25 protein-coding genes and 3 tRNA genes are annotated in these 26496 nt (G+C 59.3%); 17 read left to right on the forward strand and 11 right to left on the reverse strand.

Annotation, left to right across the window (positions count from 1 at the left end):
- Positions 1-288, forward strand: a 288-nt coding sequence (locus J5M73_RS20530; RefSeq protein ID WP_146232964.1) for an AI-2E family transporter, incomplete at its 5' end; no start/stop codon positions are given.
- On the opposite strand, the gene J5M73_RS20535 is transcribed toward J5M73_RS20530, so the two are convergent.
- The 3 genes from J5M73_RS20535 to J5M73_RS20545 all read right to left on the reverse strand — a co-directional run bounded on the left by J5M73_RS20535 (position 285) and on the right by J5M73_RS20545 (position 1377).
- A complete protein-coding gene (locus tag J5M73_RS20535) occupies positions 285-467 on the reverse strand; it encodes a hypothetical protein (protein WP_102864637.1) in 183 nt (60 codons plus the stop codon). The two genes, J5M73_RS20530 and J5M73_RS20535, sit on opposite strands and share 4 nt — an antisense overlap.
- A 108-nt stretch (positions 468-575) precedes the next feature.
- Positions 576-770, reverse strand: a complete 195-nt coding sequence (locus J5M73_RS20540; protein ID WP_102864963.1) for a hypothetical protein — start codon at positions 768-770, stop codon at positions 576-578.
- 247 nt (positions 771-1017) lie between these two features.
- Positions 1018-1377, reverse strand: coding sequence for a hypothetical protein (locus tag J5M73_RS20545; RefSeq protein ID WP_102864638.1), 360 nt, complete (start codon positions 1375-1377; stop codon positions 1018-1020).
- Between the two features lie 255 nt (positions 1378-1632).
- Here J5M73_RS20545 and J5M73_RS20550 point away from each other — a divergent pair, with 255 nt between their 5' ends.
- On the forward strand, positions 1633-2454 hold the full coding sequence (locus tag J5M73_RS20550) for a shikimate 5-dehydrogenase (RefSeq protein ID WP_102864639.1): 822 nt from the start codon (positions 1633-1635) through the stop codon (positions 2452-2454).
- A gap of 94 nt (positions 2455-2548) precedes the next feature.
- Here the strand turns inward: J5M73_RS20550 and J5M73_RS20555 are convergent, their stop codons facing one another.
- Both J5M73_RS20555 and J5M73_RS20560 read right to left on the reverse strand, forming a co-directional pair.
- Positions 2549-3199: a DUF480 domain-containing protein gene (locus tag J5M73_RS20555; protein WP_102864640.1), complete on the reverse strand. Its 651-nt coding sequence runs from the start codon at positions 3197-3199 to the stop codon at positions 2549-2551.
- A gap of 221 nt (positions 3200-3420) precedes the next feature.
- Complete coding sequence (locus J5M73_RS20560; protein WP_102864964.1) at positions 3421-5940, reverse strand: alpha/beta hydrolase fold domain-containing protein; 2520 nt, start codon at positions 5938-5940, stop codon at positions 3421-3423.
- Positions 5941-6117: 177 nt separating this feature from the next.
- On the opposite strand from J5M73_RS20560, the gene J5M73_RS20565 reads away from it, so the two are divergent.
- A complete protein-coding gene (locus J5M73_RS20565) occupies positions 6118-7146 on the forward strand; it encodes an AraC family transcriptional regulator (RefSeq protein WP_102864641.1) in 1029 nt (342 codons plus the stop codon).
- 71 nt (positions 7147-7217) lie between these two features.
- Complete coding sequence (locus tag J5M73_RS20570; protein ID WP_102864642.1) at positions 7218-7727, forward strand: DUF1993 domain-containing protein; 510 nt, start codon at positions 7218-7220, stop codon at positions 7725-7727.
- 91 nt (positions 7728-7818) lie between these two features.
- On the opposite strand, the gene sstT is transcribed toward J5M73_RS20570, so the two are convergent.
- On the reverse strand, positions 7819-9051 hold the full coding sequence (gene sstT / locus J5M73_RS20575) for a serine/threonine transporter SstT (RefSeq protein WP_102864643.1): 1233 nt from the start codon (positions 9049-9051) through the stop codon (positions 7819-7821).
- A gap of 349 nt (positions 9052-9400) precedes the next feature.
- Here sstT and J5M73_RS20580 point away from each other — a divergent pair, with 349 nt between their 5' ends.
- Entirely contained in the window at positions 9401-10558 is a 1158-nt protein-coding gene (locus tag J5M73_RS20580) for an MFS transporter (RefSeq protein ID WP_102864644.1), read from the forward strand.
- Here J5M73_RS20580 and nhaR read toward each other — a convergent pair whose 3' ends face one another.
- A complete protein-coding gene (nhaR, locus tag J5M73_RS20585; RefSeq protein WP_102864645.1) occupies positions 10559-11464 on the reverse strand; it encodes a transcriptional activator NhaR in 906 nt (301 codons plus the stop codon). It abuts the gene before it with no gap.
- 134 nt (positions 11465-11598) lie between these two features.
- Here nhaR and J5M73_RS20590 point away from each other — a divergent pair, with 134 nt between their 5' ends.
- The gene (locus J5M73_RS20590) at positions 11599-11847 is read left to right on the forward strand and encodes a hypothetical protein (RefSeq protein WP_102864646.1); all 249 of its coding nucleotides are present in this window, start codon (positions 11599-11601) and stop codon (positions 11845-11847) included.
- Between the two features lie 30 nt (positions 11848-11877).
- A complete protein-coding gene (locus tag J5M73_RS20595) occupies positions 11878-12633 on the forward strand; it encodes a TerC family protein (RefSeq protein ID WP_102864647.1) in 756 nt (251 codons plus the stop codon).
- A gap of 79 nt (positions 12634-12712) precedes the next feature.
- Here J5M73_RS20595 and J5M73_RS20600 read toward each other — a convergent pair whose 3' ends face one another.
- The gene (locus J5M73_RS20600) at positions 12713-12883 is read right to left on the reverse strand and encodes a hypothetical protein (protein WP_180988615.1); all 171 of its coding nucleotides are present in this window, start codon (positions 12881-12883) and stop codon (positions 12713-12715) included.
- A gap of 224 nt (positions 12884-13107) precedes the next feature.
- Between J5M73_RS20600 and J5M73_RS20605 the strand changes: the two genes are divergently transcribed.
- Positions 13108-13782: a PA2778 family cysteine peptidase gene (locus J5M73_RS20605; protein WP_102864965.1), complete on the forward strand. Its 675-nt coding sequence runs from the start codon at positions 13108-13110 to the stop codon at positions 13780-13782.
- A gap of 50 nt (positions 13783-13832) precedes the next feature.
- Here the strand turns inward: J5M73_RS20605 and pbpG are convergent, their stop codons facing one another.
- Positions 13833-14771 carry a D-alanyl-D-alanine endopeptidase gene (gene pbpG, locus J5M73_RS20610; protein WP_102864648.1) on the reverse strand — a complete coding sequence of 313 codons (939 nt, stop codon included), beginning with the start codon at positions 14769-14771 and terminating at the stop codon, positions 13833-13835.
- Positions 14772-15063: 292 nt separating this feature from the next.
- A complete protein-coding gene (folD, locus tag J5M73_RS20615) occupies positions 15064-15918 on the reverse strand; it encodes a bifunctional methylenetetrahydrofolate dehydrogenase/methenyltetrahydrofolate cyclohydrolase FolD (RefSeq protein ID WP_102864649.1) in 855 nt (284 codons plus the stop codon).
- Positions 15919-16198: 280 nt separating this feature from the next.
- Between folD and J5M73_RS20620 the strand changes: the two genes are divergently transcribed.
- The 9 genes from J5M73_RS20620 (at position 16199) to J5M73_RS20660 (ending at position 25450) form a co-directional block, all read left to right on the forward strand.
- Positions 16199-16275: transfer RNA gene (locus tag J5M73_RS20620), tRNA-Arg, on the forward strand.
- Between the two features lie 32 nt (positions 16276-16307).
- Positions 16308-16383: transfer RNA gene (locus J5M73_RS20625), tRNA-His, on the forward strand.
- Between the two features lie 57 nt (positions 16384-16440).
- A tRNA-Leu gene (locus tag J5M73_RS20630) sits at positions 16441-16525 on the forward strand.
- 412 nt (positions 16526-16937) lie between these two features.
- The gene (gene tig / locus J5M73_RS20635; RefSeq protein ID WP_207816063.1) at positions 16938-18248 is read left to right on the forward strand and encodes a trigger factor; all 1311 of its coding nucleotides are present in this window, start codon (positions 16938-16940) and stop codon (positions 18246-18248) included.
- Positions 18249-18340: 92 nt separating this feature from the next.
- Positions 18341-18976, forward strand: coding sequence for an ATP-dependent Clp endopeptidase proteolytic subunit ClpP (gene clpP, locus J5M73_RS20640; RefSeq protein WP_011062274.1), 636 nt, complete (start codon positions 18341-18343; stop codon positions 18974-18976).
- Positions 18977-19088: 112 nt separating this feature from the next.
- Positions 19089-20372: an ATP-dependent Clp protease ATP-binding subunit ClpX gene (gene clpX, locus J5M73_RS20645; protein WP_102864651.1), complete on the forward strand. Its 1284-nt coding sequence runs from the start codon at positions 19089-19091 to the stop codon at positions 20370-20372.
- Positions 20373-20534: 162 nt separating this feature from the next.
- Positions 20535-22931 carry an endopeptidase La gene (gene lon, locus J5M73_RS20650; protein WP_102864652.1) on the forward strand — a complete coding sequence of 799 codons (2397 nt, stop codon included), beginning with the start codon at positions 20535-20537 and terminating at the stop codon, positions 22929-22931.
- A 148-nt stretch (positions 22932-23079) separates the two neighbouring features.
- Positions 23080-23352 carry an HU family DNA-binding protein gene (locus tag J5M73_RS20655; RefSeq protein ID WP_011062271.1) on the forward strand — a complete coding sequence of 91 codons (273 nt, stop codon included), beginning with the start codon at positions 23080-23082 and terminating at the stop codon, positions 23350-23352.
- A gap of 226 nt (positions 23353-23578) precedes the next feature.
- A complete protein-coding gene (locus tag J5M73_RS20660) occupies positions 23579-25450 on the forward strand; it encodes a SurA N-terminal domain-containing protein (protein ID WP_102864653.1) in 1872 nt (623 codons plus the stop codon).
- Between the two features lie 69 nt (positions 25451-25519).
- Here the strand turns inward: J5M73_RS20660 and J5M73_RS20665 are convergent, their stop codons facing one another.
- Complete coding sequence (locus tag J5M73_RS20665) at positions 25520-26485, reverse strand: AraC family transcriptional regulator ligand-binding domain-containing protein (protein WP_102864654.1); 966 nt, start codon at positions 26483-26485, stop codon at positions 25520-25522.
- Positions 26486-26496: the final 11 nt, after the last annotated feature.

Consider the following 26496-nt stretch of genomic DNA (forward strand, 5'->3'; position numbering starts at 1 on the left):
GTCTGGGGGCCGGTGGCGGCGTACTTCCTGATCAGCGGAGCGATCTGGCAAGGGGTAGTGCTGGGGGTGTTCGGGGTGTTCGTGATCGGCCTGGTGGACAACCTGCTGCGGCCCATCCTGGTGGGCAAGGACACCAAGATGCCGGACTACCTGATTCTGATCTCGACCCTGGGCGGGCTGGCGATCTTCGGCCTCAACGGGTTTGTCATCGGGCCCTTGATCGCGGCGCTGTTCATGTCCAGTTGGGCGCTGTTCGTCGAAACCCGGCCTCGAGTGCAGTTGCCTTAGCAGTGGACCCTGTGCAGATCGAGTTGCCTGGACAGGGCCTGGGCGGCGGGCAGGGAGGTCAGCGGGCCGCTGACGGCTTCGCCGTCGCGTACCAGGTACCAGCAGGCCAGCAAGCCCAGTTGCCTGAGCGACGCGGGGACGGCACTGCCGATAACGGACATGATCTGAACCTTGGGCATGACAACCTCCTCGATTGGCGAGGAGTTACCTTACAAAGCCTCAAGTGCTACGAAAAATCACCCAGTCTGATAGTGGACATTGATGCCGGTGCTAGCGGCTGCGGTCGTTCAGTCCACCACCTGATCGAGCATGTGCAGCACTTCCTGCTCATTGAGCAGGCCCTTGCGCACCAGATTCTGGGCCAGCAGCGAGAGAAACTTGGCGCAGCGATGGCCTTCCAGATGCTTGAGTTCGGTCAGGGCGTCGTACACCCGGCTGGAGGTGCAGAGGCCTTCGACGCGGTGGGGGTTTTGCGTGGGCATGGGGTCGTCCTTGTTGTTATGGGCCTGTGGCGAGCGGACTGGGTCGATCTTGCAGTCCTTGAATGACACAAACATGACAGTCCCGCGTTGCTCAGGGCCGTCGTGGGATCAGCGCACTATTCCCGGATTTGCAGGCAAATACTGTTCCAGTCGCGACATTGTTCGGGATTATTCAGACATCCGGGTGATGGCAAAATGCAACAGACCCCGCTTCGAGGGCGGGGCCTGTGGCTGTTTCAGTGGACGGTTACCAGCGGCCGGGACGTGGGCCGTAGTAGTAATGAGGGTGGCCGTAGTAGCCCCGTGGCGGACCGTAGTACACCGGCGCCGGGCGGTAGTAGACCGGTTGTTGGACATAGACCGGTGCTGGCTGGTAGTAGACCGGCGGTGGTGGCGCGGCATACACCGGCTGGGGTTGCACATACACCGGCGCCTGCTGCACGTAGACCGGACGATCCTGGTTGGCGATCACCGAGCCCACAACGGCTGCACCGACAACTGCGCCCAGCGCTGCGGGGCCGGCCCAGCCACCACCGTGGGCCGATGCCTGGCCGGCGACAGCCAGTGCACCTATGAGCAGGGCAATCTTGGGGATTTTGGAAATCATGGTTGGTCCTCGGTTCAACCCCTGCGTTTATGGTCTGCACCAGACTCAAGAACTGACGCGGGGATACTGCTAAGACAGCGGTTTCTGGAAAATCTGCACAGCCGCTGAGTAAATATTGTGTAAGGTCTGTACCGGCCTCTTTACCGTCATCCCTGGGCGCTGCTGGGGCCTGCAAACCAGCGCCGATATGATCAGGCACAAGGGGCTTGGCTGACCAAGCCCGTCTATCCGAAAGTGCCCAGCGAGGAGATGAATATGCAAATGAACCCCAACAAAGACACCCAGTTGTGCATGTCGCTGTCCGGGCGTCCGGGGAACTTCGGCCTGCGTTTTCACAATCATCTGTATGAGCAGTTGGGGCTCAATTTCTACTACAAGGCCTTCAGCAGTCAGGACCTGCCTGGTGCGGTGCGGGGGATACGTGCGTTGGGGATTCGCGGCTGCGGCGTGTCCATGCCGTTCAAGGAGGACTGCATCGCCCTGGTGGATGAGCTGGATGCCTCGGCCAGGGCCATTGCTTCGATCAACACCATCGTCAATACCGACGGTCACCTGAAGGCCTACAACACCGATTACATTGCCGTGGCCCAGTTGCTGGCCGAGCACGACGTGCCACGGGAATCGACCTTCGCCCTGCGTGGCAGCGGCGGCATGGCCAAGGCGGTGGCCAGTGCCTTGCGTGATGGCGGTTATGCCCAGGGCGTGATCGTCGCGCGCAATGAAGTCACCGGGCGCGCCCTGGCCAGTGCCTTGGGATATGAGTGGCAGGCGGAGTTGGGCAGCCTGCGGCCGCAGATGCTGATCAACGTGACCCCGATCGGCATGAGCGGTGGCCCGCAAGCGCAGCAGCTGGCGTTCGAGGCCGAGGCGATTGCTGCGGCGGACCGGGTGTTCGATGTGGTGGCCGTGCCGTCGGAGACACCGTTGATCCTGCGGGCCAGGGCCGAAGGCAAGCAGGTCATCACCGGGCTGGAGGTGATTGCGATTCAGGCCCTGGAGCAGTTTGTGCTGTATACCGGCGTGCGTCCGAACGAGGAGCAGTTCCGCCAGGCCGTGGCCTTCGCCCGGGCCCTGTAGCCGCTGACGCAGGCTGCGACAAGGTTTGGGCGTCCGCCAGGGCGTCGCCCCTTTTTTGGGGGGCGATCGCAGTTTTCGGCAGCGGCTACGGGAGTCAGCCTTCGAGTTGGGCCAGACGTTCTTCCAGGGCGGCAATCCGCGCTTCCAGTTCTTCGATGCGCTCCACTGAAACCGCGCCGCCGGCGCTGCGCTCCACCGGGTTGCCGCGGGCGGCGAGGATCGCTTCGATATCCGCCGGGTCGCCCAGGGCGTGGGTGTAGCGGTCCTCGCGCTGGCCGGCCTGACGCGGGATGTGCAGGGCCAGGCCCCGGGCGATCAGGCGTTCGAGCTGGTGCAGGACTTGCTCGCTGTCTTCGAAATCGTGCATGCGCCCGCTGCGGGTCAGCAGTTCGTTGACCGTCTGCGGACCGCGCAGAAACATCAGGCCGCACAGGATCAACTGCGCCGGCACCAGTTCCAGGGCCTTGTCCAGGCGCTGCTCCCAGCGGTCGGCGCGGCTGCCCATGACCAACCGAGTGAAGCCCCGTGCCTCAAGGGCGCGCAGGCTCTGGCCGACCTGGCCCTGGGTCAGGTTCATCACCGGTTCGCGGCTGGTTTTCTGATTGCAGGCGATCACCAGGGCATTGAGGGTCAGGGGATAGGTTTCCGGGCTGGTGGCCTGCTTTTCGATCAACGAACCCAGAACGCGGATGTCGGTACTGCTCAGGCGCAGTGCTTCGCTGGGGGTGTCGTGCTCGTTGCTCATAAGTGCTGGTCCCTTGGTCACTGATGGATGAGGTCGTGGAAAACCCGGTGCATGGCGCGCTAAGGCGGTCTTGAGTTTTCCGTGGCCGAGTCGGCCTTCTTCGAGGGGCTCTGTTTTACCTTCACAAGCCGGTTCTGACCATCAGAACTTGGTGGGGCGGGGATCGGGTTGCGGCGTTCAAGCAAGGCAAGGCCGCCGCGCAGTCGGCGCGGCGGCAGGTTTCAGCTGGATTGCGCAGCTTGTGCCGGTTCGGCTGCGGCCCGCGGCGTGGACGGCGCTGGGGGACTGGCGGCGGGTTCCAGGCACCGCTGGGCAAACCGGGCGATGCTGCGCAGGGCGTTCCTGGCAGAGCGCAGATAGAAGGCCTGCAACTGGAAGACATGCCAGCGCCCGTCGTGAATTTCCAGCTGGCAGGGCACGCCGGACGCCCGTGCCCGTTCGGCCAGGCGGATGGAGTCGGACAGCAGCAGTTCCTGGTCGCCGACCTGGATCAGCATCGGCGGCAGGCCGCGCAGGTCCGCTTCCAGAGGGCGATGTGAAAGCGTCTGCGCAGGGACGGCGTAGGCCTTGAGGGCCTGTTCCAGCCAGTCGCGGCGGATCATCGGGTCGACGGCGGATCGGGATTGAAGGCTGTCAGCGCCCAGGTCGGGATCGGTAACCGGCGAGAGCAGTATCAGCCCGGCCGCGAACGGCTCGCCGCGTTGCTTCAAGGTCAGCGCCAGTGCCAGCGCCAGGGCGCCCCCGGCAGAGTCACCAGCAATCAGCAGCTGTTGCGCCGGGCAGCCCTGGGCACGGATGGCGTCATAACAGGCCAGGCAGTCGTCCAGCGCGGCCGGGTAGGGATGCTCCGGTGCCAGTCGGTAGTCAGGCACCCAGACGCGGCAGCCAGTCTCCCTGGCCAGGCGGCTGGTGACGCTGTAGTGGGTGTCCGGGTTGCCCAGGCAGAAGGCGCCGCCGTGCAGGTAGAGGATGACCGCGTTCGAGGTCCGGGCCTTGGGCTCGACGCACTGCACCGCCGACTGACCCAGGCTGGTGCGCTTGCGGGTTACGCCCAGGCCACCGGGCATCAGCCAGGAGAGGGCGTTGACGAGCTTGCGCTGGCTCACCAGTTGCCGCGGCGGGCCGATCAGGGTCCTGAAACTGGCTCTCAGGAAAAGCCGCAAGAAAGCTGCGTTGCATCGTTCCAGCCAATCCCCGGGTGGGGCCACTCGCTGTCCATCGCTGGGCGAAAACGGCGCCTCCAGGGGGCTGGCAAATCGGTAGGCGGACAGTCCGCCATAGCGGGTCAGCCATCTGTAGCTCCAGGTGAAACCGGGCCAGTTGGTGCTGTTGTGCCCCTGTGCGTCGACATACCAGCTCTGGCAGCCGCTCCACACCGAGGTGGCCAGGCGGCGCTGGATGCGCCACTGAAAACGCTGGTAGGGCGACTCGTCCACCTCCAGGGTTTTCGCCGCGCTTTTGAGCAGCGCCCGGCGGGCCTTGATCACGTGGGATATCTGGCTTTCCAGCATGTGGATGATGGAGTTGTGGCCCAGGTTGGTGTTGGGGCCGTAGAGCATGAAGAAGTTGGGGAAGCCGGGCACGCTGAGCCCCAGGTAGGCTGCCGCGCCATGTTGCCAGGCCTGGTTCAGGTCGACCCCGCCGCGGCCGCTGATGCGCATCGGCGAAAGGAATTCGGTGGCGGCGAAGCCGGTGCCATAGATGATGGCGTCCACCGGGTGCTGCTGGCCGTCGAGGGTTGTGATGCCGTGCTCGGTAATGCGCTCGATGCCCTGGGTCAACAGCTCGACATGGGGGCTGGCGAAGGTTTTCAGGTAGTCGTTGGACAGCAGGATGCGTTTGCAGCCGATGGGATAGTCCGGGGTCATGCGCTGGCGCAGTTCGGGGTTGGGCACCGAGGCATTCAGCAGCTTGTGAAAAGGAATACCGACCACCCATTGGGTCAGGCTCTTGAGGCGGGTAAAGCCCAGGGCCCGGGATTCGAAATGCAGGTAGTAGGCGGCGCGCACCAGTTTGGCCCATAGCGGATGGCGGGCGAATCGCTGCTTTTCCTCCGGGCGGTAGGCGCGGTCGGCCTTGGGCATGATGTAGGCCGGGGAGCGCTGGAAGACCTTGAGCGCGGCCACCTGATCGGCGATCTGCGGAACGAACTGGATGGCCGAGGCGCCAGTGCCGATCACCGCCACCCGCTTGTTGGCCAGAGGGTAGTGATGGTCCCAGGCTGCGGAATGGAATACATGCCCCTGGAAACTGTCCAGGCCCGGCAGATTGGGCAGGGCGGGGCGGCTCAGTTGGCCAGTGGCGCTGATCAGCAGGCGGCTGAAGTGCTCCTGGCCATCGCGGCAGATGACCTGCCAGCAACTGCTGGCTTCATCGAACCGGGCGTGGCGCACTTCGCTGCCAAAGTGGATGTGGCGCAGCAGGTCGTAGCGCTGGGCGCAATGCTGCAGGTAACCGTGGATCTCTGCCTGGGGGGCGAACACCCGGGACCAGTTCGGGTTGGGCTCGAAGGAAAACGAGTACAGGTGCGAAGGCACGTCGCAGGCGGCGCCGGGGTAGGTGTTGTCGCGCCAGACGCCACCGACGTCCTGGCCTTTCTCAAGAAGGATGAACTGATCGACCCCGGCCTTGCGCAGGGCGATGGCCATGCCCAGGCCGCCGAAGCCGCTGCCGATGATCAGGGCCTCAAGGGGCGCGGTTGGGCTGGAGGGTGGGGTGCAGGCAGGTGCTGATTGGGGCATGACGACCTCGTTGTTATTGTTGTGCGGCACTGGGTTGATCCTCCCGAGGCCACGTCCTTGTTTCTGTGGTGCAGCCCCGATCAGTGAAGCATGCAGGGAATAAAGTGCAGGCCCCATGCTGTAACGGGACAAGTGCTTTAGTATTTGGGCCAAATCAGCGGTTCATGAGTCCGGCCCATGAGTATCCAGACCTACACCCGAGGACCTTCCAGCGCCTTGCTGCTGGTGAGCTTCGGCCGCGAAAAGGGCTTGCCAGTGGCGAGTTTGCTGGCCGGTTCGGGGTTGTCCCTGGAGCAGTTGCAGGACCCCAACAGCCTGTTGACGGCGGCTCAGGAACTGCAACTGGTGAGCAATCTGCTGGGTTTGCTGGGCAATCCCCGGGGCTTGGGTTACGTCGTGGGCGCGCGCTATCACTTCTCCAGCTACGGCCTGTTTGGCTATGGCCTGATCAGCAGTACGACCGCGGCGGATGCCTTGAACCTGGCCTTGCGCTTCTTACCCCTGACTTATGCCTTTGCCACGATCGGCTATCGATTGGAGCAGGAGCTGGGCGTGCTGACGTTTGCTGAGCCTGCGGTGGCGGACCCGGCGGTACGGGAGTTTCTGCTGCAGCGGGACATGGCTGCTGCGGCGGTATTGATGAAGGAGATTGTGGGCCCGGACTTTCGCCTGACGCGGTTTACCCGGTGCAATGGCCGTCCTGTGGCGCGCAGCAAGGGGGAGGTGGAGCAGATCCTTGGCCTGAGTCCCGCCTATCGGGCCGCGCAGCATGGCCTGGCCTTCGACCGGCGCTTCCTGACCCGGGCCTTGCCCCAGGCCAATCCACTGACGGTGTCGATGTGCGAGCAGATGTGTGCACAGTTGCTGGAGCGTCGTGCAGCGCCTCAGGGGGCTACGGCCCTGGTGCGCCAGTATCTTGAGGCCGCCCCCTCCGGCAGCGTACCGGACCTGCCGAGCATGGCGCGGTTGAGTCGGACCAGCGTGCGTACCCTCAAGCGTCGTTTGCGGGAGGAGGGCACGTCGTACCGGCAATTACAGAGCCAGCACCGCAGCGCTCGAGCCTTGGAGCTATTGGGCAACCCGGCCTTGAGCCTGACGCAGATCGCCGAGCGGCTGGGCTTCAGCGATCTGTCGAGTTTTTCCCAGAGCTTCAAGCGCTGGTTTGGCGTCGCGCCCAGCGCCTATCGCCAAGGGCCGCCGGGATAAAGGCCCCGGGGTCGGCCGCTGTGGCTATAATCGCTGCTCGTTGTATTTCCGCCATCCATGTCGAGACTGTCATGACTATTTCCCTGTACGCCGCTTCCGTTCCTGTCTTCAAGCAAATGCTCAACGCCTTGAGCGATGTACTGCACAAGGCCGAAGCTCACGCCACGGCGAAGAATATCGAACCCAATGCCCTGCTCCAGGCGCGCCTGTATCCGGACATGTTCCCGCTGGTGCGTCAGGTGCAGATCGCCGTGGACTTCGCCAAGGGCGTATCGGCTCGCCTGGCCGAGGTCGAGCTGCCCAAGTACGACGATACTGAAGTCACCTTCGCCGACCTGCAGGCGCTGATTGCCAAGGTCCTGGCCTTTATCGAAGGCATCCAGCCTTCGCAGATCGATGGCAAGGAAGGCATCGAGATCGTCACCCGTCCGGGCACTCCGAAAGAGAAGCGCTTCAGTGGCCAGTCCTACCTGCTGACCTACGGCCTGCCGCAGTTCTTCTTCCACGTCACCACCACCTACGCGATCCTGCGTCACAACGGTGTGGAAGTGGGCAAGCGCGACTACATGGGCGCGTTCTAAGGCGTTCTGCTGAAGAGCGGCACGACCCTTTCAGCGCGCATAAAAAAGCCCGGCCAGGTTGACCCTGGCCGGGCTTTTTAGTGGCCGTGAATCAGGCTGAGGCTTGCGCCTTGTCTTCCTGGGCCATGCACGCGGCGGCGGTGAAGAGCACGTCGGTGGAGGAGTTCAGCGCAGTTTCCGCCGAGTCCTGCAGCACGCCGATGATGAAGCCCACGGCCACCACTTGCATGGCGATTTCGCTGGGGATGCCGAACAGGCTGCAGGCCAGTGGAATCAGCAGCAGCGAGCCACCGGCGACACCGGAAGCGCCGCAAGCGCAGATCGCTGCCACCACACTGAGGAGCACGGCGGTCGGCAGGTCGACGGCGATGCCCAGGGTGTGCACGGCGGCCAGGGTCAGCACGGTGATGGTGATCGCTGCGCCGGCCATGTTGATGGTGGCGCCCAGGGGGATGGACACCGAATAGGTGTCTTCATGCAGGCCCAGGCGCTTGCTCAGCTCCAGGTTGACTGGAATGTTGGCCGCCGAACTGCGGGTGAAGAACGCGGTGATGCCGCTCTCGCGCAGGCAGGTCAGTACCAGCGGGAAGGGGTTGCGGCGGATCTTCCAGAACACGATCAGCGGGTTCATCACCAGGGCCACGAACAGCATGCAGCCGATCAGTACCGCCAGCAGGTGCAGGTAGCCCAGCAGCGCAGCGAAGCCGGAAGTGGCCAGGGTCGAGGCCACCAGGCCGAAAATCCCCAGGGGGGCGAAGCGGATCACTACACGTACGATGACGGTGACCCCGTTGGACAGGTCGTCGAGCACCGTGCGGGTGGTCTGGCCGGCGTGGCGGATGGCCACGCCCATGCCGATGGCCCAGGCCAGGATACCGATGAAGTTGGCGTTCATCAGGGCGCTGACCGGGTTGTCCACCACACTCAGCAGCAGGCTCTGCAGCACTTCGCTGATGCCGCCGGGAGCGGTGATGGCGACGTCCTGGGTCGACAACACCAGGGCGGAGGGGAACAGGCTGCTGGCGATGACGGCTACCACGGCGGCAGCGAAGGTGCCCAGCAGGTAGAGCACCAGGATCGGCCGGATATGGGTTTCCTGGCCGTGCTTGTGGTTGGCGATTGAGGCCATCACCAGCACGAACACCAGGATCGGCGCCACGGCCTTGAGCGCCGAGACGAAGACCTTGCCGATAAAGGTGGTGGACTTCGCGGCCTCGGGTGCCAGCAGGGCCAGGGCGATACCGGCAATCAGGCCGATAACGATCTGCGTGACCAGGCTCAGGCGTTTGAGGAATTGCAGAAAGGAAGGGGGGGAAGCGCTCATAGCGGTATCTCTGTTTATTTTAATGTGCAGTGCATGCCGGGTGCCCCGGGCCGGAAGTGGCCCGGCTGCAGCGGCACCCATGGCTGCGGTGGTCAATGGCAACCGGCGATCGGGCGACTTGAGTGGCAGTGCGCGATCAGGCCTGTTTTTGGCAGGGGGCGGACTTTATCACAGCAGCCAGTGCTTCCCGCGTCGATGTGACGATCTGCCACTTGGCGCAGCAAGAAAAGCGGCGACGTGGCGGTTGCCCTGACCCGTACTCACTCTGTTAATATTCGTCACCCCCTCTTCCTATCCAGTCAGCGGGCCCTTCGGGCTATCGCTGCTGTCGCCGTTTCTGGAGTTCTTGATGTTGTTGCCCATCCTGCTGTTGTCGGCTGCGGGTTTCACCGTGCTGACCACGGAATTCATCATCGTCGGCCTGTTGCCGTCGATTGCCCGGGACTTGCAGGTCAGCGTGTCCCAGGCCGGCTTGCTGGTGACCCTGTTCGCATTCACGGTCGCCGCTTTCGGGCCCTTCCTGACCGCCTACTTCGCGCGTTTTCCGCGCAAGCAGCTGTTTATCAGCGTGCTGTTGATGTTTGGCCTGGCCAATACCCTGGCGGCGCTCGCACCGAATATCTGGGTGATGTCCCTGGCGCGACTGGTGCCGGCCCTGGGGTTGCCGGTGTTCTGGGCCCTGGCCAGCGAAACGGCAGTGGATATCGTCGGCCCGGACTACGCCGGGCGCGCCATTGCCAAGATCGGCTTCGGCATTGTTTGCGCCACGGTGTTCGGGATTCCCGTGGGCACCCTGATCGCCGATGCCTTTGGCTGGCGCAGCGCCTTTGGCCTGCTCGCTGTGGTGGCCTTCGGCAAGGCCTTGCTGCTGTGGGTCTACCTGCCGACAACCAAGGCGCATAACCAACAGGCGAGCCTGCGTTCGCAGTTTCGCATCCTGCGCAGCCCGCTGATGCAGGGGCATGTGCTGCTGTCGATTCTGGTGTTCAGCGGCATGTTCACTGCCTACACCTACCTGGCGGATATTCTCGAGCGCCTGGCGGGCTTCAACGGCACCGTGGTGGGCTGGTGCCTGATGGGCTTTGGCGCGGTGGGGTTGATCGGAAATTCCCTGGGCGGCCGGGCTGTGGACCGGCATCCGCTGATCGCTTCCATGGTGTTCTGTGGGTTGATGATCGGCGGCATGCTGGCCCTGGTGCCGAGCATTCATTCGACCCTGGGGTTGGCGGCAGCCATGGGTGTCTGGGGCGTGACCCAGGCAGCCCTGTTCCTGGTCAGCCATGTGCGGCTGATCAAGGCGGCGCCGCAAGCGCCGGCGTTCGCTGCGTCGCTGAACATCGCCGGGGCCAACCTGGGGATCGGCCTGGGGGCCATGGTCGGCGGTCGGGTGATCGACACCTTGGGGCTGGGTAGCCTGGGATTTGCAGCGTCCTGCTTCATTGTGCTGTCCATTGCCCTGGCGTTGCTGCTGATGAAGCTCAAGGCGCCGCACGCCTGTCCTTCCTGATCAGTGGTTGATGGGGGTGAACAGTTCCCGTCGGGCCCCTTCGGTAATGGCGACAATGCCGGGGTGCTTGACCTTGCGCTCCACGGAAATGGCGTAGAACGATTCAGTCACGGCATCGGTCTGGCCAATCAGATGCACGCCGTACTGTTGCCGGACCTCATCGGCAATCACGCTGGGGGCGATAAAGATCCCACTGCCGGACTGGCCGAAGGCCTGCATCAGAGCGCTGTCATCGAATTCGCCGATGATGCGCGGTTGCAATTGCTGTTCGGCGAACCAGCGCAGTAGGCGGCTGCGGACCACGGTTTCCTGGCCCGGGATCAGCAGCGGGGCGCCGTGCAGGCCCCGGGGAAAGTCCGCGCCGTGCAATCGCGCCAGTTCCTCGGTGGCGAAAAAACTGACTCCGCATTCTCCGAGTTTCTGGCTGTAGCCCTTGATGTCCAGGTGCGAGGGCATGGGGCTGTCGGAGATCACCAGATCCAGGCGTTGGATGGCCAGGTCTGCCAGCAGGCGCTCTAGTTTGTCTTCGCGACAGGTCAGGCGAATCGGGTCGCTGAGTTCCATGGTGGGCGCGATCAGGCGATAGACGATGGACTTGGGCACCACGTCTGCCACGCCGACGCGGAATTGGATCTGTTGCTCGTCGGGTCTGGCCCGAAGCATGGCTTCGAGTTCACCACCGAGCTGGAACATCTGTTCGGCGTAGGGCAGGGCCTGGCGCCCGGCTTCGCTCAGTTCCAGTTGGCGTCCGACCCGGTGAAACAGTTCGATGCCATAGGTCTGCTCCAGCAGGCTGATCTGGCCGCTGATGGTTTGTGGGGTCAGGTTGAGCTGCTCGCAGGCGCGGACGATGCTGCCGGTCTTGGCTACAACCCAGAAATAATGCAGTTGGCGGTAGTTGAGCATGGTGACTATCAGTTCGTGAAAAGCGAAGTATAACTGCTAAAAATACGAATTTTCCTGAAGTATTACTCTCCTTAGAATGCCCCGCTATCGACGGGGCCCCACTTGGCCGCGCCCGTTCTATCGAGGAATACGGTATGTCATTCAAAAAACTGGGTGCAGCGTCGCTGCTGGCACTGTCTATGCTGACCCTGGCGGCTTGCGATCAGGCGGAAAAAAGCGCGCAACAGGTGCTGGACAAGGCGGCCGAGACTGCCAAGCAAGCCATCGACGATACTCACAAGGCTGCAGAGCAAGCGTTGAGTGACGCCACGCAAAGTGTGACCGGCAAGGAAAAACCACAGGAAGACGCGGCGAAGAAGCCGGAGTCGTCCCAGGAAATCTGATCTTTCATACAACCGATTCAGGATTGACCCATGGATTACCTCTTACAACTCGCTGCTAGCCCCACTGCTTGGGTCGCCCTGGCCACCCTGGTGGTGATGGAAATCGTGCTCGGCATCGATAACCTGATCTTTATTTCCATCCTCACCAACAAGTTGCCGGAAAAGCATCGGGCCAAGGCGCGGCGCATTGGTATTGGCATGGCGTTGTTCCTGCGTCTGGCGCTGCTCAGCACCATCGCCTTCATCGTCCAGCTCACCGAGCCGGTGATCGACGTCATGGGGCAGAGCTTCTCCTGGAAGGACATGATCCTGATTGCCGGTGGCCTGTTCCTGGTGTGGAAAGCCACCACGGAGATTCACCACAGCATGACTCCGGAGCCTGAGGCGGACAAAACCCAGGCATCGGGCGTGGCGATCGGCTTTGCTGCTGCGATTGGCCAGATCCTGTTGCTGGACATGGTGTTTTCCATCGACAGCATCATTACTGCCGTGGGCATGACCGAGCACTTGCCGATCATGATCATTGCGGTGGTGGCGTCGGTACTGGTGATGCTGCTGGCTGCCGAGCCGTTGGCCAAGTTCATCAATGACAACCCGACCGTGGTGATGCTGGCCCTGGGCTTCCTGATCATGATCGGCATGACCCTGATCGCCGAAGGTTTCGGCGCCCATGTACCCAAAGGGTATGTGTATGCGGCGATGGCGTTCTCGGCAGCCATTGAAAGCCTGAACATACTGGCTCGTCGGGTCCGTCAGAAGCGTCAGGCGGCGCAAGCCGAGGGCTGATTCGCAACCATGACAAACGGCCGTCTGCACTCCTTGGAGTCAGGCGGCCGTGTTGTTTTCGGCAGGGCGGGAATGTTGATCAGTGGGCAGTGGCTGGGCGCCGGGCGGCTTTTCCAGTCTTGATGTCAGGGCTGGACTGCTGGGGCCGATGATGGTGACGGCGGGTGATGCGTAGCACGCCCCAGAGCATTGCGGCGGCTACGGCCAGCCAGCTCAGGATCAGCATCACTATCGTCGTTGTCAGGCTCATAAGTGCCTCCTTGATGCCCTGTCCAGGGCACACACTCTTACCAATGGTTAGTCTAGTAGTCTCTGTGTTTCAGGCTATTGACCAATAGTCGAGAGTCTTCGAACACTTCGCTCTATGGTTTTCAATTAACTGCCGCCTAACGCTATACCCTCGCCCGTGAGGGCCCTATGATCAAGGCCCCAGCCGGGACCGGGTCGTCCGGCGTTTGAATATAGAGAGCGATGATGGTGCGGGTATTTCCTCGATTTCGAGCGGCGTTGCTGGTCAGCGCCTGTGTCTTGAGCCTGGTCGGTTGTGCCGGCAGCGTGCAACCCGAGATCCAGCGCTTGCCGGAGCGGGTAGAGCTCAACAGCGTGCCGTTTTTCCGTGGAGAGATGTACCAAAGTGGCCCCGGAGCCTTGGCTGGCATGCTGTCGCAACAGGGCATCGTGATTACTCCGGGGTTGTTGGACAAACCCTTGCACCTGCCTGGCGCCGAGGCGCAATTGCAGCAGAACATGCTAAGCCTGGCGCGTGAGTACGGGATGGTGGTCTATCCCCTGGACGATCATCTAGCGTCTCTGCTGACCCAGGTGGCGGCGGGTTATCCGGTACTGGTGCGCTTTACCGAAGGTTCGACGTTCTGGGCTGAGCCGCGTTATGCGGTGTTGGCCGGCTACAACCGGGACAAGCAAACCGTGTTGCTGCGTGGAGCGAAAAGCCGTCGGCAACTGATGAGCTTTCGTGAGTTCGAGTCGTCCTGGAAGAGCGCCGGGAGCTTTGCGGTATTGATTCAGGCGCCCAACCAGTTGCCAGCCAAGGTCGATCGCCAGCGCTGGTTGAAAGCCGCCGATGAACTGGGGCAGGCCGGTCAGGAGCAAGCAGCAGCCAGGGCCAGCAAAGCGCTCGATAGCCACTGAAGCCTGCAGACAACAACGGCGCCATTGGGCGCCGTTGTTGTGCTTGAGTATCAGTGCGAGGCCTGAGGGGCTGCAGTCTGGCGGTTCTTGAGGTTCTTATCGGCCTTGTAGCGCAAGGCAACGTCCGGTACCGAGCCGCTCTTGCCGGTTTCTACCCAGTTGCGGATGCGGCTGGCGTCAGCGAAGTGGGTGTACTTGCCGAAGGCATCGAGAATCACCAGGGCTACCGGGCGATTGCCCATGCTGGTGACCAGCACCAGGCAGTGGCCGGCCTGATTGGTGAAGCCGGTCTTGGTGATCTTGATGTCCCATTTCTCCTTGTTGACCAGGTGGTTGGTGTTGCGAAAGCCCAGGGTGTAGTTGGGCTTGCGGAATGCCACGGTCTTTTCCTTGGTGGTACTCAGCTCGCTCAGTAGAGGGTACTTGCGGGCAGCCACCAGCAATTTGCTCAGGTCGCGAGCCGTGGAAACGTTATGGATCGACAGGCCGGTGGGTTCCACATAGCGGGTGTGGGTCATTCCCAGTGACTTGGCCTTGGCGTTCATCGCGGCGATGAAGGCCGGATAGCCTCCCGGGTAATGATGGGCCAGGCTGGCCGCGGCGCGGTTTTCCGAGGACATCAGGGCAATCAGTAGGGTGTCTCGACGGCTTAGTTCGCTTTTGAGCTTGACCCGGGAGAACACGCCCTTCATTTCTGGGGTGTCGCTGATGTTCATGGAGATGTGTTCGTCCAGCGGCAGCTTGGCGTCCAGAACCACCATGGCGGTCATCAGTTTGGTCACCGAAGCGATGGGCACCACAACGTCCGGATTGCTGGAATAGATGACTTTGTTGGTTTGCAGGTCCAGCAGCAGCGCGCTGCCGGATGCAATATGCAATTGTGAAGTGTCTCTTGGCGCCGCGGTGGTTTCGCTGGCGTCGACGCTGTGCGCGATCAAGGTGCCGGACACAGCAAACAATAAGCTGAGGATGGAGAGACGAATTTTCACGCGGGCGGACTCGATAATAATGGATATGCCGTTTGGCAACGGGCTTTTTCGGAAAAGCGTTACATTTTATGAGTATGGCTGAAGAACTGTCGATTGTTCTTCAGTGGTCAGTCGAAAACCCTTAAAAACCAAGAAAAAACACCGTTTTTTCCTGAGCGCTACTGCGGTTTCAGAATAGGCTGAGTGCGATCCTGAACGCTAAGATTCACGGGCGATAAAGAGCGCTGTGGTGTTGTAACGTTGGCGCATAAAAAAACCCGCCATTGGCGGGTTTTTGTGCGCTGTCGAAAACTCAGCTGTGCAGCGATTCTGCGGCGTACAGGGTGTTTTCCAGCAGGCAGGCGCGGGTCATGGGGCCTACGCCACCAGGCACTGGAGTGATCCAGCCCGCGCGGGGCAGGGCGGTTTCATAAACCACGTCGCCCACCAGCTTGCCGTCTTCCTGGCGATTGATGCCGACGTCGATGACGATAGCGCCTTCCTTGATCCACTCGCCCTTGACCAGGCCTGGCTTGCCAGCAGCAACGACAACCAGGTCGGCACGGCCGACATGGCCAGCCAGATCCTTGGTGAAGCGGTGAGTGACGGTCACGGTGCAGCCAGCCAGCAGCAACTCCATGGCCATCGGGCGCCCAACGATGTTGGATGCGCCGACCACTACTGCATCCATGCCATACAGGTCGGCACCGGTGCTTTCCAGCAGGGTCATGATGCCTTTGGGAGTGCAGGGGCGTAGCAGGGGAATGCGTTGGGCCAAACGACCGACGTTGTAAGGATGGAAGCCATCCACGTCTTTGTCCGGACGAATGCGTTCTAGTAGTAGAGAGGCATCCAGGTGCTCAGGAAGTGGCAGCTGTAGCAGGACACCGTCGATGTTCGGGTCATCATTGAGGCGATCAATCAAGCCCGCCAGTGCTTCTTGAGTGGTGTCGGCGGGCAAGTCATAGGCTTGTGAAAGGAAGCCGACCTCTTCGCAGTCTTTACGCTTGTGCGAGACATAAACCTGAGAGGCCGGGTCGCTGCCGACCAGAATCACCGCGAGGCCCGGAGTACGCAGGCCTTGCTGGCGACGCTCGGCGACACGTTTGGCGATCTGCTGGCGCAGGCTAGCGGCGATCGCTTTGCCGTCGATTAGTTGTGCAGTCATGACGCGTGATTAACCATCGAGAGGGAGAGAAAAAGAGAACGTATTCTCGCATGTCGGAACGTGAGGGCAAAGGCGCTTGGTCTGCAAATTCCCCTAACTCCTTTAATTAAATGAATTTTTTTCAAAAAAGAGTTGACGACCTAAAGGCTCGCCTATAACATTCGTCGCACTTGTCGGGCACAGCCTAGCACTGGTTAAGAAAGTCGGGCAGAGTTGATGTTTAGCTCATAACGACTGAAAGCAATTAGTTTGTAATCGTTAAAGAATACAGATTAATAAGGCGCCCGTAGCTCAGCTGGATAGAGCATCCGCCTTCTAAGCGGATGGTCGCAGGTTCGAGTCCTGCCGGGTGCGCCATTAGGCAGCTTTGGCACAAGTAACGCAATATGGTGGGCGTAGCTCAGTTGGTAGAGCACAGGATTGTGACTCCTGTTGTCGTGGGTTCGATCCCCATCGTCCACCCCATATTCGAAGAAGGCGCCAGATTAATAGTCTGGCGCCTTTGCTTTAAAAGATTGTTAAGCGGACGTGGTGGAATTGGTAGACACACTGGATTTAGGTTCCAGCGCCGCAAGGTGTAAGAGTTCGAGTCTCTTCGTCCGCACCAATAAAGTAGCTAGTTAATAGCAGATTACGGCGCAGCACCTGAAAAGGGCTGCGCCGTTTTCGTTTTTGGGTCCGATATGTCTAGTGTTTCCACGCACAGTGGGGCGGCTGGGTTGGGCAATGGTTGGCCTTTGGTCGCTGGATGCTGGGATCTTGGCTATTGGTTGGTGTATGTCAGGGAAGCTCTGGCCGGCTCCTTCTATATATAGAAGGGTTGGTGTAGAGGCTCTGGTTGGATTCGTAGTATTTGCTCTCATGGCGAGGCTCAATCCTTTGTCCTCGCCTTCACATTGTCGGCCGTTTTTTACCCGTTTTCAGTAGGGTGACTTCTTGAGTTTGACCCACTAGAATGCATGCCCTTGATTCTGGGGTCGGAAAACGGCCGGCTAACGTCTGTGCAACGAGGAATATCCATGCAAGTTTCTGTTGAAAATACTTCTGCTCTTGAGCGCCGCATGAGCATCACCGTGCCGGCTGAGCGCATCGAGAGCCAGGTCAACAAGCGTCTGCAGCAGACTGCCCAAAAGGCCAAAATTGCGGGCTTCCGTCCTGGCAAGGTTCCAATGAGCGTGATTCGTCAGCGTTATGAGGCTGATGCGCGTCAAGAAGCAGTGGGTGATGTGATCCAGGCTTCCTTCTATGAGGCCGTTGTTGAGCAGAAGCTGAACCCAGCTGGCGCTCCTTCGGTCGAGCCAAAGGTGCTGGAGAAGGGCAAGGATCTGGAATACGTTGCCACTTTCGAAGTCTTCCCAGAGTTCACGGTTGCCGGTTTCGAAAACATCGCCGTTGAGCGTCTGAGCGCTGACGTAGCTGATGCTGATCTGGACAACATGCTGGAGATCCTGCGTAAGCAGAATGTTCGCTTTGAAGTTGTTGATCGCGCTGCGCAGAACGATGATCAACTGAACATCGACTTCGTGGGTAAGGTTGATGGTGAAGCTTTTGCAGGCGGTTCGGCTAAAGGCACTCAGTTGGTACTGGGCTCTGGCCGCATGATCCCTGGCTTCGAAGACGGTCTGGTTGGCGCCAAGGCTGGTGAAGAGCGTGTCCTGAACCTGACCTTCCCTGAGAACTATCAGAACCTGGATCTGGCCAACAAGGCTGCCGAGTTCACCGTGACTGTTAACAGCGTTTCCGAGCCTAAGCTGCCTGAGCTGACTGAAGAGTTCTTTGCTCAATTCGGTATCAAGGAAGCCGGCCTGGAAGGTTTCCGTGCCGAAGTTCGCAAGAACATGGAGCGTGAGCTGCGTCAGGCCATCAAGTCCAAGGTGAAGAATCAGGTAATGGACGGTCTGCTGGCCTCCAACCCGATCGAAGTGCCAAAGGCGCTGCTGGACAACGAAGTTAATCGTCTGCGCGTTCAGGCTGTCCAGCAATTCGGTGGCAACATCAAGCCGGATCAGCTGCCTGCCGAGCTGTTCGAAGAGCAAGCCAAGCGCCGCGTAGTGCTGGGCCTGATCGTTGCTGAAGTTGTTAAGCAATTCGATCTGAAGCCTGATGAAGACCGCGTTCGCGAGCTGATCCAGGAAATGGCTTCGGCTTACCAGGAGTCTGAGCAGGTCGTGTCCTGGTACTACAAGAACGAGCAGCAATTGAACGAAGTCCGTTCGGTTGTGCTGGAAGAACAAGTTGTGGATACTGTTCTGCAGAAAGCTAGCGTGACCGACAAATCGGTCTCTTACGAAGAAGCGGTCAAGCCGGTAGAAGCACCTCAAGCCGACTGATTTTCTTCTCGTTCGAAGCACACACCATAAGCCAGCCTTCGCGCTGGCTTATGCGTATTCAAGACGTGACTATTTGGGAGTGACTGCAGAGCATGTTCCGTAATTCTTATATTCAGCAGAACTCTGATATCCAGGCCGCAGGCGGCCTGGTCCCGATGGTTGTCGAGCAGTCCGCTCGTGGCGAGCGCGCCTACGACATCTACTCGCGCCTCCTCAAGGAGCGAGTGATCTTTCTGGTAGGTCCTGTAGAAGACTACATGGCCAACCTGATTTGTGCGCAACTGCTATTCCTTGAAGCGGAAAACCCGGACAAGGACATCCATCTCTATATCAACTCCCCGGGCGGCTCGGTAACGGCAGGTATGTCGATCTACGACACCATGCAGTTCATCAAGCCTAACGTTTCAACCACATGTATTGGTCAGGCATGCAGCATGGGCGCCTTTTTGCTGACGGCCGGTGCCCCTGGCAAGCGTTTCTGCCTGCCAAACTCCCGAGTGATGATTCACCAGCCCCTGGGCGGTTTCCAAGGCCAAGCGTCGGATATAGAAATCCATGCCAAGGAAATCCTCTTCATCCGTGAGCGTCTCAACACGCTGATGGCCAAGCATAGCGGGCGCACTCTGGAAGAAATCGAGCGCGATACCAATCGTGATAACTTCATGAGCGCCGAAGCAGCGCGTGAGTACGGGTTGATCGATGAAGTAATCAACCAACGCCCCGCTTAAAATAAGCAGCTCAAAATAGGCTTGGTCAGTTGTTCTGATCAGTGGCGGGCTTGAAAAAGCCCGCAATAGCCTTCATCTTGTGTTGCAAGCCTATCGGATTTGGATCGAACGAATGACTGACACCCGCAACGGCGAGGACAACGGCAAACTGCTTTATTGCTCCTTCTGTGGCAAAAGCCAGCATGAAGTACGCAAATTGATTGCCGGCCCCTCGGTCTTTATCTGCGACGAGTGCGTCGACTTGTGCAATGACATCATCCGTGAGGAGGTGCAGGAAGCACAGGCCGAGAGCAGCGCGCATAAATTGCCTTCGCCTAAAGAAATCAGCGGCATCCTTGATCAATACGTGATTGGTCAGGAACGTGCAAAAAAGGTTCTAGCTGTAGCGGTGTACAACCACTACAAGCGCCTGAATCAGCGTGACAAGAAAAGTGACGACGTCGAGCTTGGTAAGAGCAACATCTTGCTGATCGGCCCTACAGGTTCGGGTAAGACGCTGCTGGCGGAAACCCTGGCCCGTCTGTTGAATGTACCGTTCACGATCGCCGACGCAACCACCCTGACCGAAGCTGGTTATGTGGGTGAGGATGTCGAGAACATCATTCAGAAGTTGCTGCAGAAGTGCGATTACGACGTAGAAAAAGCTCAAATGGGCATCGTCTACATCGATGAAATCGATAAGATTTCCCGCAAGTCTGACAACCCTTCGATTACTCGGGATGTTTCCGGTGAAGGCGTTCAGCAAGCCCTGTTGAAGTTGATTGAAGGTACGGTTGCTTCCGTTCCGCCACAAGGTGGTCGCAAGCACCCGCAGCAGGAATTCCTGCAAGTCGATACTCGTAACATCCTGTTCATCTGTGGTGGCGCGTTCTCCGGGCTGGAAAAGGTTATTCAAAACCGCTCTACCCGTGGCGGCATTGGTTTCAATGCTGAAGTGCGTAGCAAGGAAGAGGGCAAGAAGGTTGGTGAGTCCCTGCGTGAAGTCGAGCCTGACGATTTGGTCAAGTTCGGTCTGATCCCGGAGTTCGTTGGCCGTCTGCCAGTCCTGGCGACCCTGGATGAGTTGGATGAAGCTGCATTGATTCAGATCCTCACTGAACCGAAGAATGCCTTGACCAAGCAGTACGCCAAGTTGTTCGAGATGGAAGGTGTTGATCTGGAGTTCCGCACTGACGCCTTGAAGTCAGTCGCCAAGCGGGCACTTGAGCGCAAGACAGGTGCTCGTGGCCTGCGTTCGATTCTCGAAGGTGTTCTGCTCGACACTATGTACGAGATCCCCTCGCAATCCGAGGTGAGTAAAGTAGTGATCGATGAAAGCGTCATTGAAGGCAAGTCCCAGCCACTGTACATCTATGAAAACAGTGAGCCGACGGCCAAGGCGGCGCCAGACGCGTAAGCGTCGCGCTGTTGGATTGAAAGAAGGGGCCTTCGGGCCCCTTTGCTTTTAGCGTCTTAAAGTGCTGTCTTTAAGCTTGTTTTTTTTACAGGCAGCCCCCATCTTGGTTTCAAGCTTACTTCCATCTGTTTACGGCCGTACGGCCGCCGTAGAGGCGAAATCATGAAGACAACCATCGAATTGCCTCTCCTGCCATTGCGTGATGTTGTGGTTTATCCGCACATGGTTATCCCGCTGTTCGTGGGGCGCGAGAAGTCGATCGAAGCCCTCGAGGCAGCGATGACGGGCGACAAGCAGATTCTCTTGCTGGCACAGAGAAACCCTGCTGATGACGATCCCGGTGAAGATGCACTCTATCGCGTAGGTACCATTGCAACTGTCTTGCAGTTGCTCAAGTTGCCTGATGGCACCGTCAAGGTGTTGGTTGAAGGCGAGCAACGCGGCGCTGTCGAACGCTTCAGTGAAGTTGATGGTCATTGCCGTGCCGAAGTCTCCCTGATTGACGAAGTAGATGCTCCTGATCGTGAGTCAGAGGTGTTTGTTCGCAGTCTGCTGTCCCAGTTTGAGCAATATGTGCAACTGGGTAAGAAAGTTCCTGCCGAGGTGTTGTCCTCCCTCAACAGTATCGACGAGCCAAGCCGCCTGGTGGATACCATGGCCGCGCATATGGCGTTGAAGATCGAGCAGAAACAGGAAATCCTCGAGATCATTGATCTGTCTGCTCGGGTCGAGCACGTCCTGGCATTGCTGGACGCCGAGATCGACCTGCTGCAAGTTGAAAAGCGCATTCGTGGCCGCGTCAAAAAGCAAATGGAACGCAGCCAGCGCGAGTACTACCTGAATGAGCAGATGAAGGCCATTCAAAAGGAGCTGGGCGATGGTGACGAGGGTCACAATGAAATCGAAGAGCTGAAAAAGCGCATCGATGCCGCCGGCCTGCCAAAAGATGCGATGACCAAAGCTCAGGCCGAGCTCAACAAGCTCAAGCAGATGTCGCCGATGTCTGCCGAGGCTACGGTGGTTCGCTCCTATATTGATTGGCTGGTTCAAGTGCCTTGGAAGGCCCAGAGCAAGGTGCGTCTCGACCTGGCGCGTGCCGAGGATATTCTCGACGCCGATCACTATGGTTTGGAGGAGGTCAAAGAGCGGATTCTCGAATATCTCGCCGTACAAAAGCGCGTGAAGAAGATTCGTGGTCCGGTGCTGTGCCTCGTCGGTCCTCCTGGGGTAGGTAAGACCTCTCTTGCGGAGTCGATCGCCAATGCGACCAACCGTAAGTTTGTGCGTATGGCGCTGGGTGGCGTACGTGATGAAGCGGAAATCCGTGGGCATCGTCGAACTTACATCGGTTCGATGCCAGGAAGATTGATTCAAAAGATGACAAAGGTTGGGGTTCGCAACCCGCTGTTCCTGCTCGACGAAATCGACAAGATGGGCAGTGATATGCGCGGTGATCCGGCGTCGGCGTTGCTGGAGGTTCTGGACCCTGAGCAGAACCACAACTTCAACGATCATTATCTGGAAGTTGATTACGACTTGTCCGATGTGATGTTCCTTTGCACCTCCAACTCGATGAATATTCCTCCAGCATTGCTGGACCGGATGGAGGTGATTCGTCTGCCTGGCTACACCGAGGACGAGAAGATCAACATCGCGGTCAAGTACCTGTCGCCCAAGCAGATTCAGGCCAATGGACTGAAGAAAGGCGAGCTGGAATTCGACCCCGATGCGATTCGCGACATCATCCGCTACTACACCCGCGAAGCCGGTGTGCGGGGCCTGGAGCGCCAGATCGCCAAGGTCTGCCGCAAGGCGGTGAAAGAGCATGCGATGGAAAAACGCTTCTCTGTTAAGGTCACTTCCGATCTGCTGGAACACTTCCTGGGCGTGCGTAAATTCCGCTACGGCCTGGCCGAGCAGCAGGATCAGATTGGCCAAGTGACCGGCCTGGCCTGGACTCAGGTAGGCGGTGAGTTGCTGACGATCGAAGCCGCTGTGGTTCCAGGCAAGGGTCAGTTGATCAAGACCGGCTCCCTGGGCGATGTCATGGTCGAGTCGATCACTGCCGCGCTGACCGTGGTACGCAGTCGTGCCAAGAGCCTGGGTATTCCCTTGGACTTCCACGAGAAGCGCGACACCCACATCCACATGCCGGAAGGGGCTACCCCTAAAGACGGCCCTAGCGCGGGCATAGGCATGTGCACGGCGTTGGTTTCGGCGCTGACCGGCATTCCGGTACGGGCTGATGTAGCGATGACAGGGGAGATCACCCTACGCGGTCAGGTATTGGCCATCGGCGGGCTGAAAGAGAAATTACTTGCAGCTCATCGGGGTGGAATCAAGACGGTGATCATTCCTGAAGAGAATGTTCGCGATTTGAAAGAAATTCCTGACAATATCAAGCAGGATCTGCAGATTAAACCAGTTAAATGGATTGACGAAGTCCTGCAAATTGCGCTGCAATACGCGCCGGAGCCCTTGCCGGATGTGGCTCCCGAGATAGTTGCAAAGGACGAAAAACGCGAGTCTGACTCTAAGGAAAGAATTAGCACGCATTAGTACGCATTAGCCTGGGGGGCTTCCTTGACAGCTTTTTAGAGCCCTTGTTATAAAGCGGCTCTTAAGTGTCTGTAGGCCATTCAGCACTCGTTTTTGCTTTCACCAAAAAACTTAGAATCATACTCATAGATATGTAAGGGGACTTAGAGTGAACAAGTCGGAACTGATTGATGCTATCGCTGCATCTGCTGATCTCCCGAAAGCTGCTGCTGGCCGTGCGCTGGACGCAGTAATCGAATCCGTTACTGGCGCTCTGAAGGCCGGTGACTCTGTTGTTCTGGTTGGTTTCGGTACTTTCTCCGTAACGGATCGTCCAGCTCGTATCGGTCGCAACCCACAGACCGGTAAGACTCTGGAAATCGCTGCTGCTAAAAAGCCAGGTTTCAAAGCCGGTAAAGCACTGAAAGAAGCCGTAAACTAAGTTTCTTCAGGGTCTTTGCCCATCCGGGTCGGGGTCATGCCTGATCTGGCAGCGGGGCGCCAGTAGGCCGGTGCATCACCGGCCAATGCCGAGGGTCGCAGGTTCAGCTCTCGTCCGCTCCGCCAGTTACGAGAAGGCGCATCCTCGGATGCGCCTTTCTTCTATCCGGACTCTACCCACACTCCACGGTTGCTTAAATTGAAGTACAGCCGTTTCTGGGGGACGCATGCTGCAGAATATCAGGGACAACTCACAAGGCTGGATTGCCAAAACCATCATCGGGGTCATCGTCGCATTGCTGGCGTTGACCGGTTTCGATGCCATTTTCCAGGCCACTACCCATAACCAGGACGCGGCCAAGGTCAACGGCGAGGAAATCACTCAGAACGAGTTGAGCCAGGCCGTCGACATGCAACGTCGTCAACTGATGCAACAGTTGGGCAAAGATTTCGATGCCTCCCTGCTGGATGAGAAGATGCTGCGCGAAGCCGCGTTGAAAGGGCTGATCGACCGCAAACTGTTGCTGCAAGGTGCACAGGATTCCAAGTTTGCCTTCTCCGAGGGCGCGCTGGATCAGGTGATCCTGCAAACGCCGGAATTCCAGGTTGAAGGCAAATTCAGCCCTGAGCGTTTCGATCAGGTGATTCGTCAGTTGGGCTACACCCGTCTGCAATTCCGCCAGATGCTGGCTCAGGAAATGCTGATCGGTCAGGTGCGTGCCGGTCTGGCGGGCAGTGGTTTCGTGACCGATGCTCAGGTACTGGCGTTCGCTCGTCTGGAAAAACAGACTCGAGATTTCGCTTCACTGAGCATCAAGGCTGATCCGGCAGCGATCAAGCTGACCGATGACGAGGTCAAGGCCTATTACGATCAGCACGCCAAGGAGTTCATGACTCCCGACCAAGTGGTGATTGATTACATCGAGCTGAAGAAGGCTGCCTTCTTTGACCAGGTCAGTGTCAAGGACGAGGACCTGCAGGCGCTGTATCAGAAGGAAATCGCCAACCTGTCCGAGCAACGTCGTGCCGCGCACATCCTGATCGAAGTCAACGATAAGGTGAACGAGGCTCAGGCCAAGGCCAAGGTCGAAGAGATCCAGGCGCGTCTGGCCAAAGGCGAAAGCTTCGAGGCACTGGCCAAGGAATTCTCCCAGGATCCAGGCTCGGCTAATAACGGTGGCGACTTGGGCTATGCCGGTCCAGGTGTTTATGACCCAACCTTCGAGAAGGCGCTGTATGCGCTGAATAAGGATCAGGTCTCGGCCCCGGTGCGTACGGACTTCGGTTTCCACCTGATCAAGCTGTTGGGCATCGAAGCACCGGAAGTGCCGAGCTTCGCCAGTCTCAAGGACAAGCTGACCCGCGACTTGAAAACTCAGCAGGTCGAGCAGCGTTTCGTCGAGGCGACCAAGCAGCTGGAGGACTCTTCGTTCGAGGCCTCCGATCTGGCACAACCGGCTCAGGAACTGAAGCTGACTGTTCACACCTCCGCGCCATTCGGCCGTGACGGTGGCGACGGTATCGCTGCCAACCGTGCAGTGGTGCAAGCAGCGTTCAGCACCGAAGTCCTCGATGAGGGCTCCAACAGCACCGCCATCGAACTGGACCCGGAAACTGTCGTGGTGCTGCGAGCCAAAGAGCATCGCAAACCTGAGCAACTGCCTCTGGAAAGCGTCGCCAGTGCCATTCGCACGCAATTGGCCAAGGAGCACGCCAGTGCTGCGGCCAAGACCAAGGCTGAAGAGCTGATTGCCAGCTTGCGTGATGGCAAGACCGCGCTGAACAAGCCGGTTGATGGCCAGAACTGGAAAGTCGCACAAGCGGTGACCCGTGGTCAGGATGGTATCGATCCAACTGTTCTGCAGGCGTTGTTCCGCATGAGCAAGCCTGAGTCCAAGGACAAACCGACCTTCACTAGCGTGACCCTGCCTAACGGCAATCTGCTGGTGCTGCAGCTCAATGCCGTCAATGAAGCCGCTGCGCCGACCGAGGAAGAGAAGGCTCAATACCGTCGCTTCCTGGCCTCGCGGGTAGGGCAGCAAGATTTTGCTGCCTACCGCAAGCAGCTGGAAAACCAGGCGGACATCAAGCGTTACTAATGCCTGAACCGCAGTGTTGAAAAGACCCCGGCCGCAATGCCGGGGTCTTTTTTTGAGCTCGGATAAACCTCAGGTGCCGGTGGTGTGCCAGCGCTTGCGCGCATGCAGATAGGCCGCCTGATCGTTGTAACCCAGCTGTAGCGCAATCTGCGTCCGGGATTCGCCTTGCAATTCCAGGTGCATTTCCAGCTCGGCGCGGGTCTGGTCCAGCAACTGGCGAAAACTCAGCCCCTGTTCCGCGAGACGTCGCCGCAGCGTGCGTGGGGTTTGATGCAGATGGGCACAAAGGCTTTCCAGGGTTACTGGATGGCCAGCCGCCAGGGCCTGACGACAGGCCCTGGCCACCTTGGCTGCCCAACCGCTCAGCCGTTGGTGCAGGGCCACCCGCCGATCCAGCTCTTCGCTCAACAGGTCGAGCATGCCGGCGTGGCGGGTCTGCAGTGGCAGTTGCAGGCTTTGCGGGTCGAAGTAGAAACGGTTGGCCCGGCAATCGAATTCGATACGGTCGCCAAACCAATGCTGGTATTGCGCGTGATAGTCGGGACGCGAATGGCTGAAGCAGGCCAGCACGGGCCGAACCGCAAGACCAGTACCACGCCGCAGTTGAGTGATGGACATGACTCCATAGTGTTCGATCAGGTAGCGGCTCAACTCCGCCGAGGTGTCGATATGGATTTCAACACCAGAACCTCGGGCATCGGTCACCCGTTGCACGCGATCGGTGTCCGAGCCTAACGGCGCATAGCGAACCCAGAATGCCATGGACGCGGCAACATCCGGGCAGTAGAGGCTGGCGTGGGCAATAACGTGCCAGTCCTGGGGTGTGAAGCGTTCGAACAGTTTGAGGCCTATGGCCGGCTCCAACGCTGCCGCGGCGCGCCATAGCTGTTCCAGGTGCAGCAGGTTGTAGTCCTGGTGCGAGGCGGTGCTCTGGTCATTGAGGAAGCGTTGCAAGACTTCGCCGAGGCGTCCTCGATGAAAGCGCGGGGCCGCTCGGTTGGCCGGATCTCGCTGGATTCTGTCCATTTCGCGCATAGAGAGGGCTG

The organism is Pseudomonas sp. 50_B (assembly GCF_017491625.1).
Lineage (GTDB): Bacteria > Pseudomonadota > Gammaproteobacteria > Pseudomonadales > Pseudomonadaceae > Aquipseudomonas > Aquipseudomonas danubii.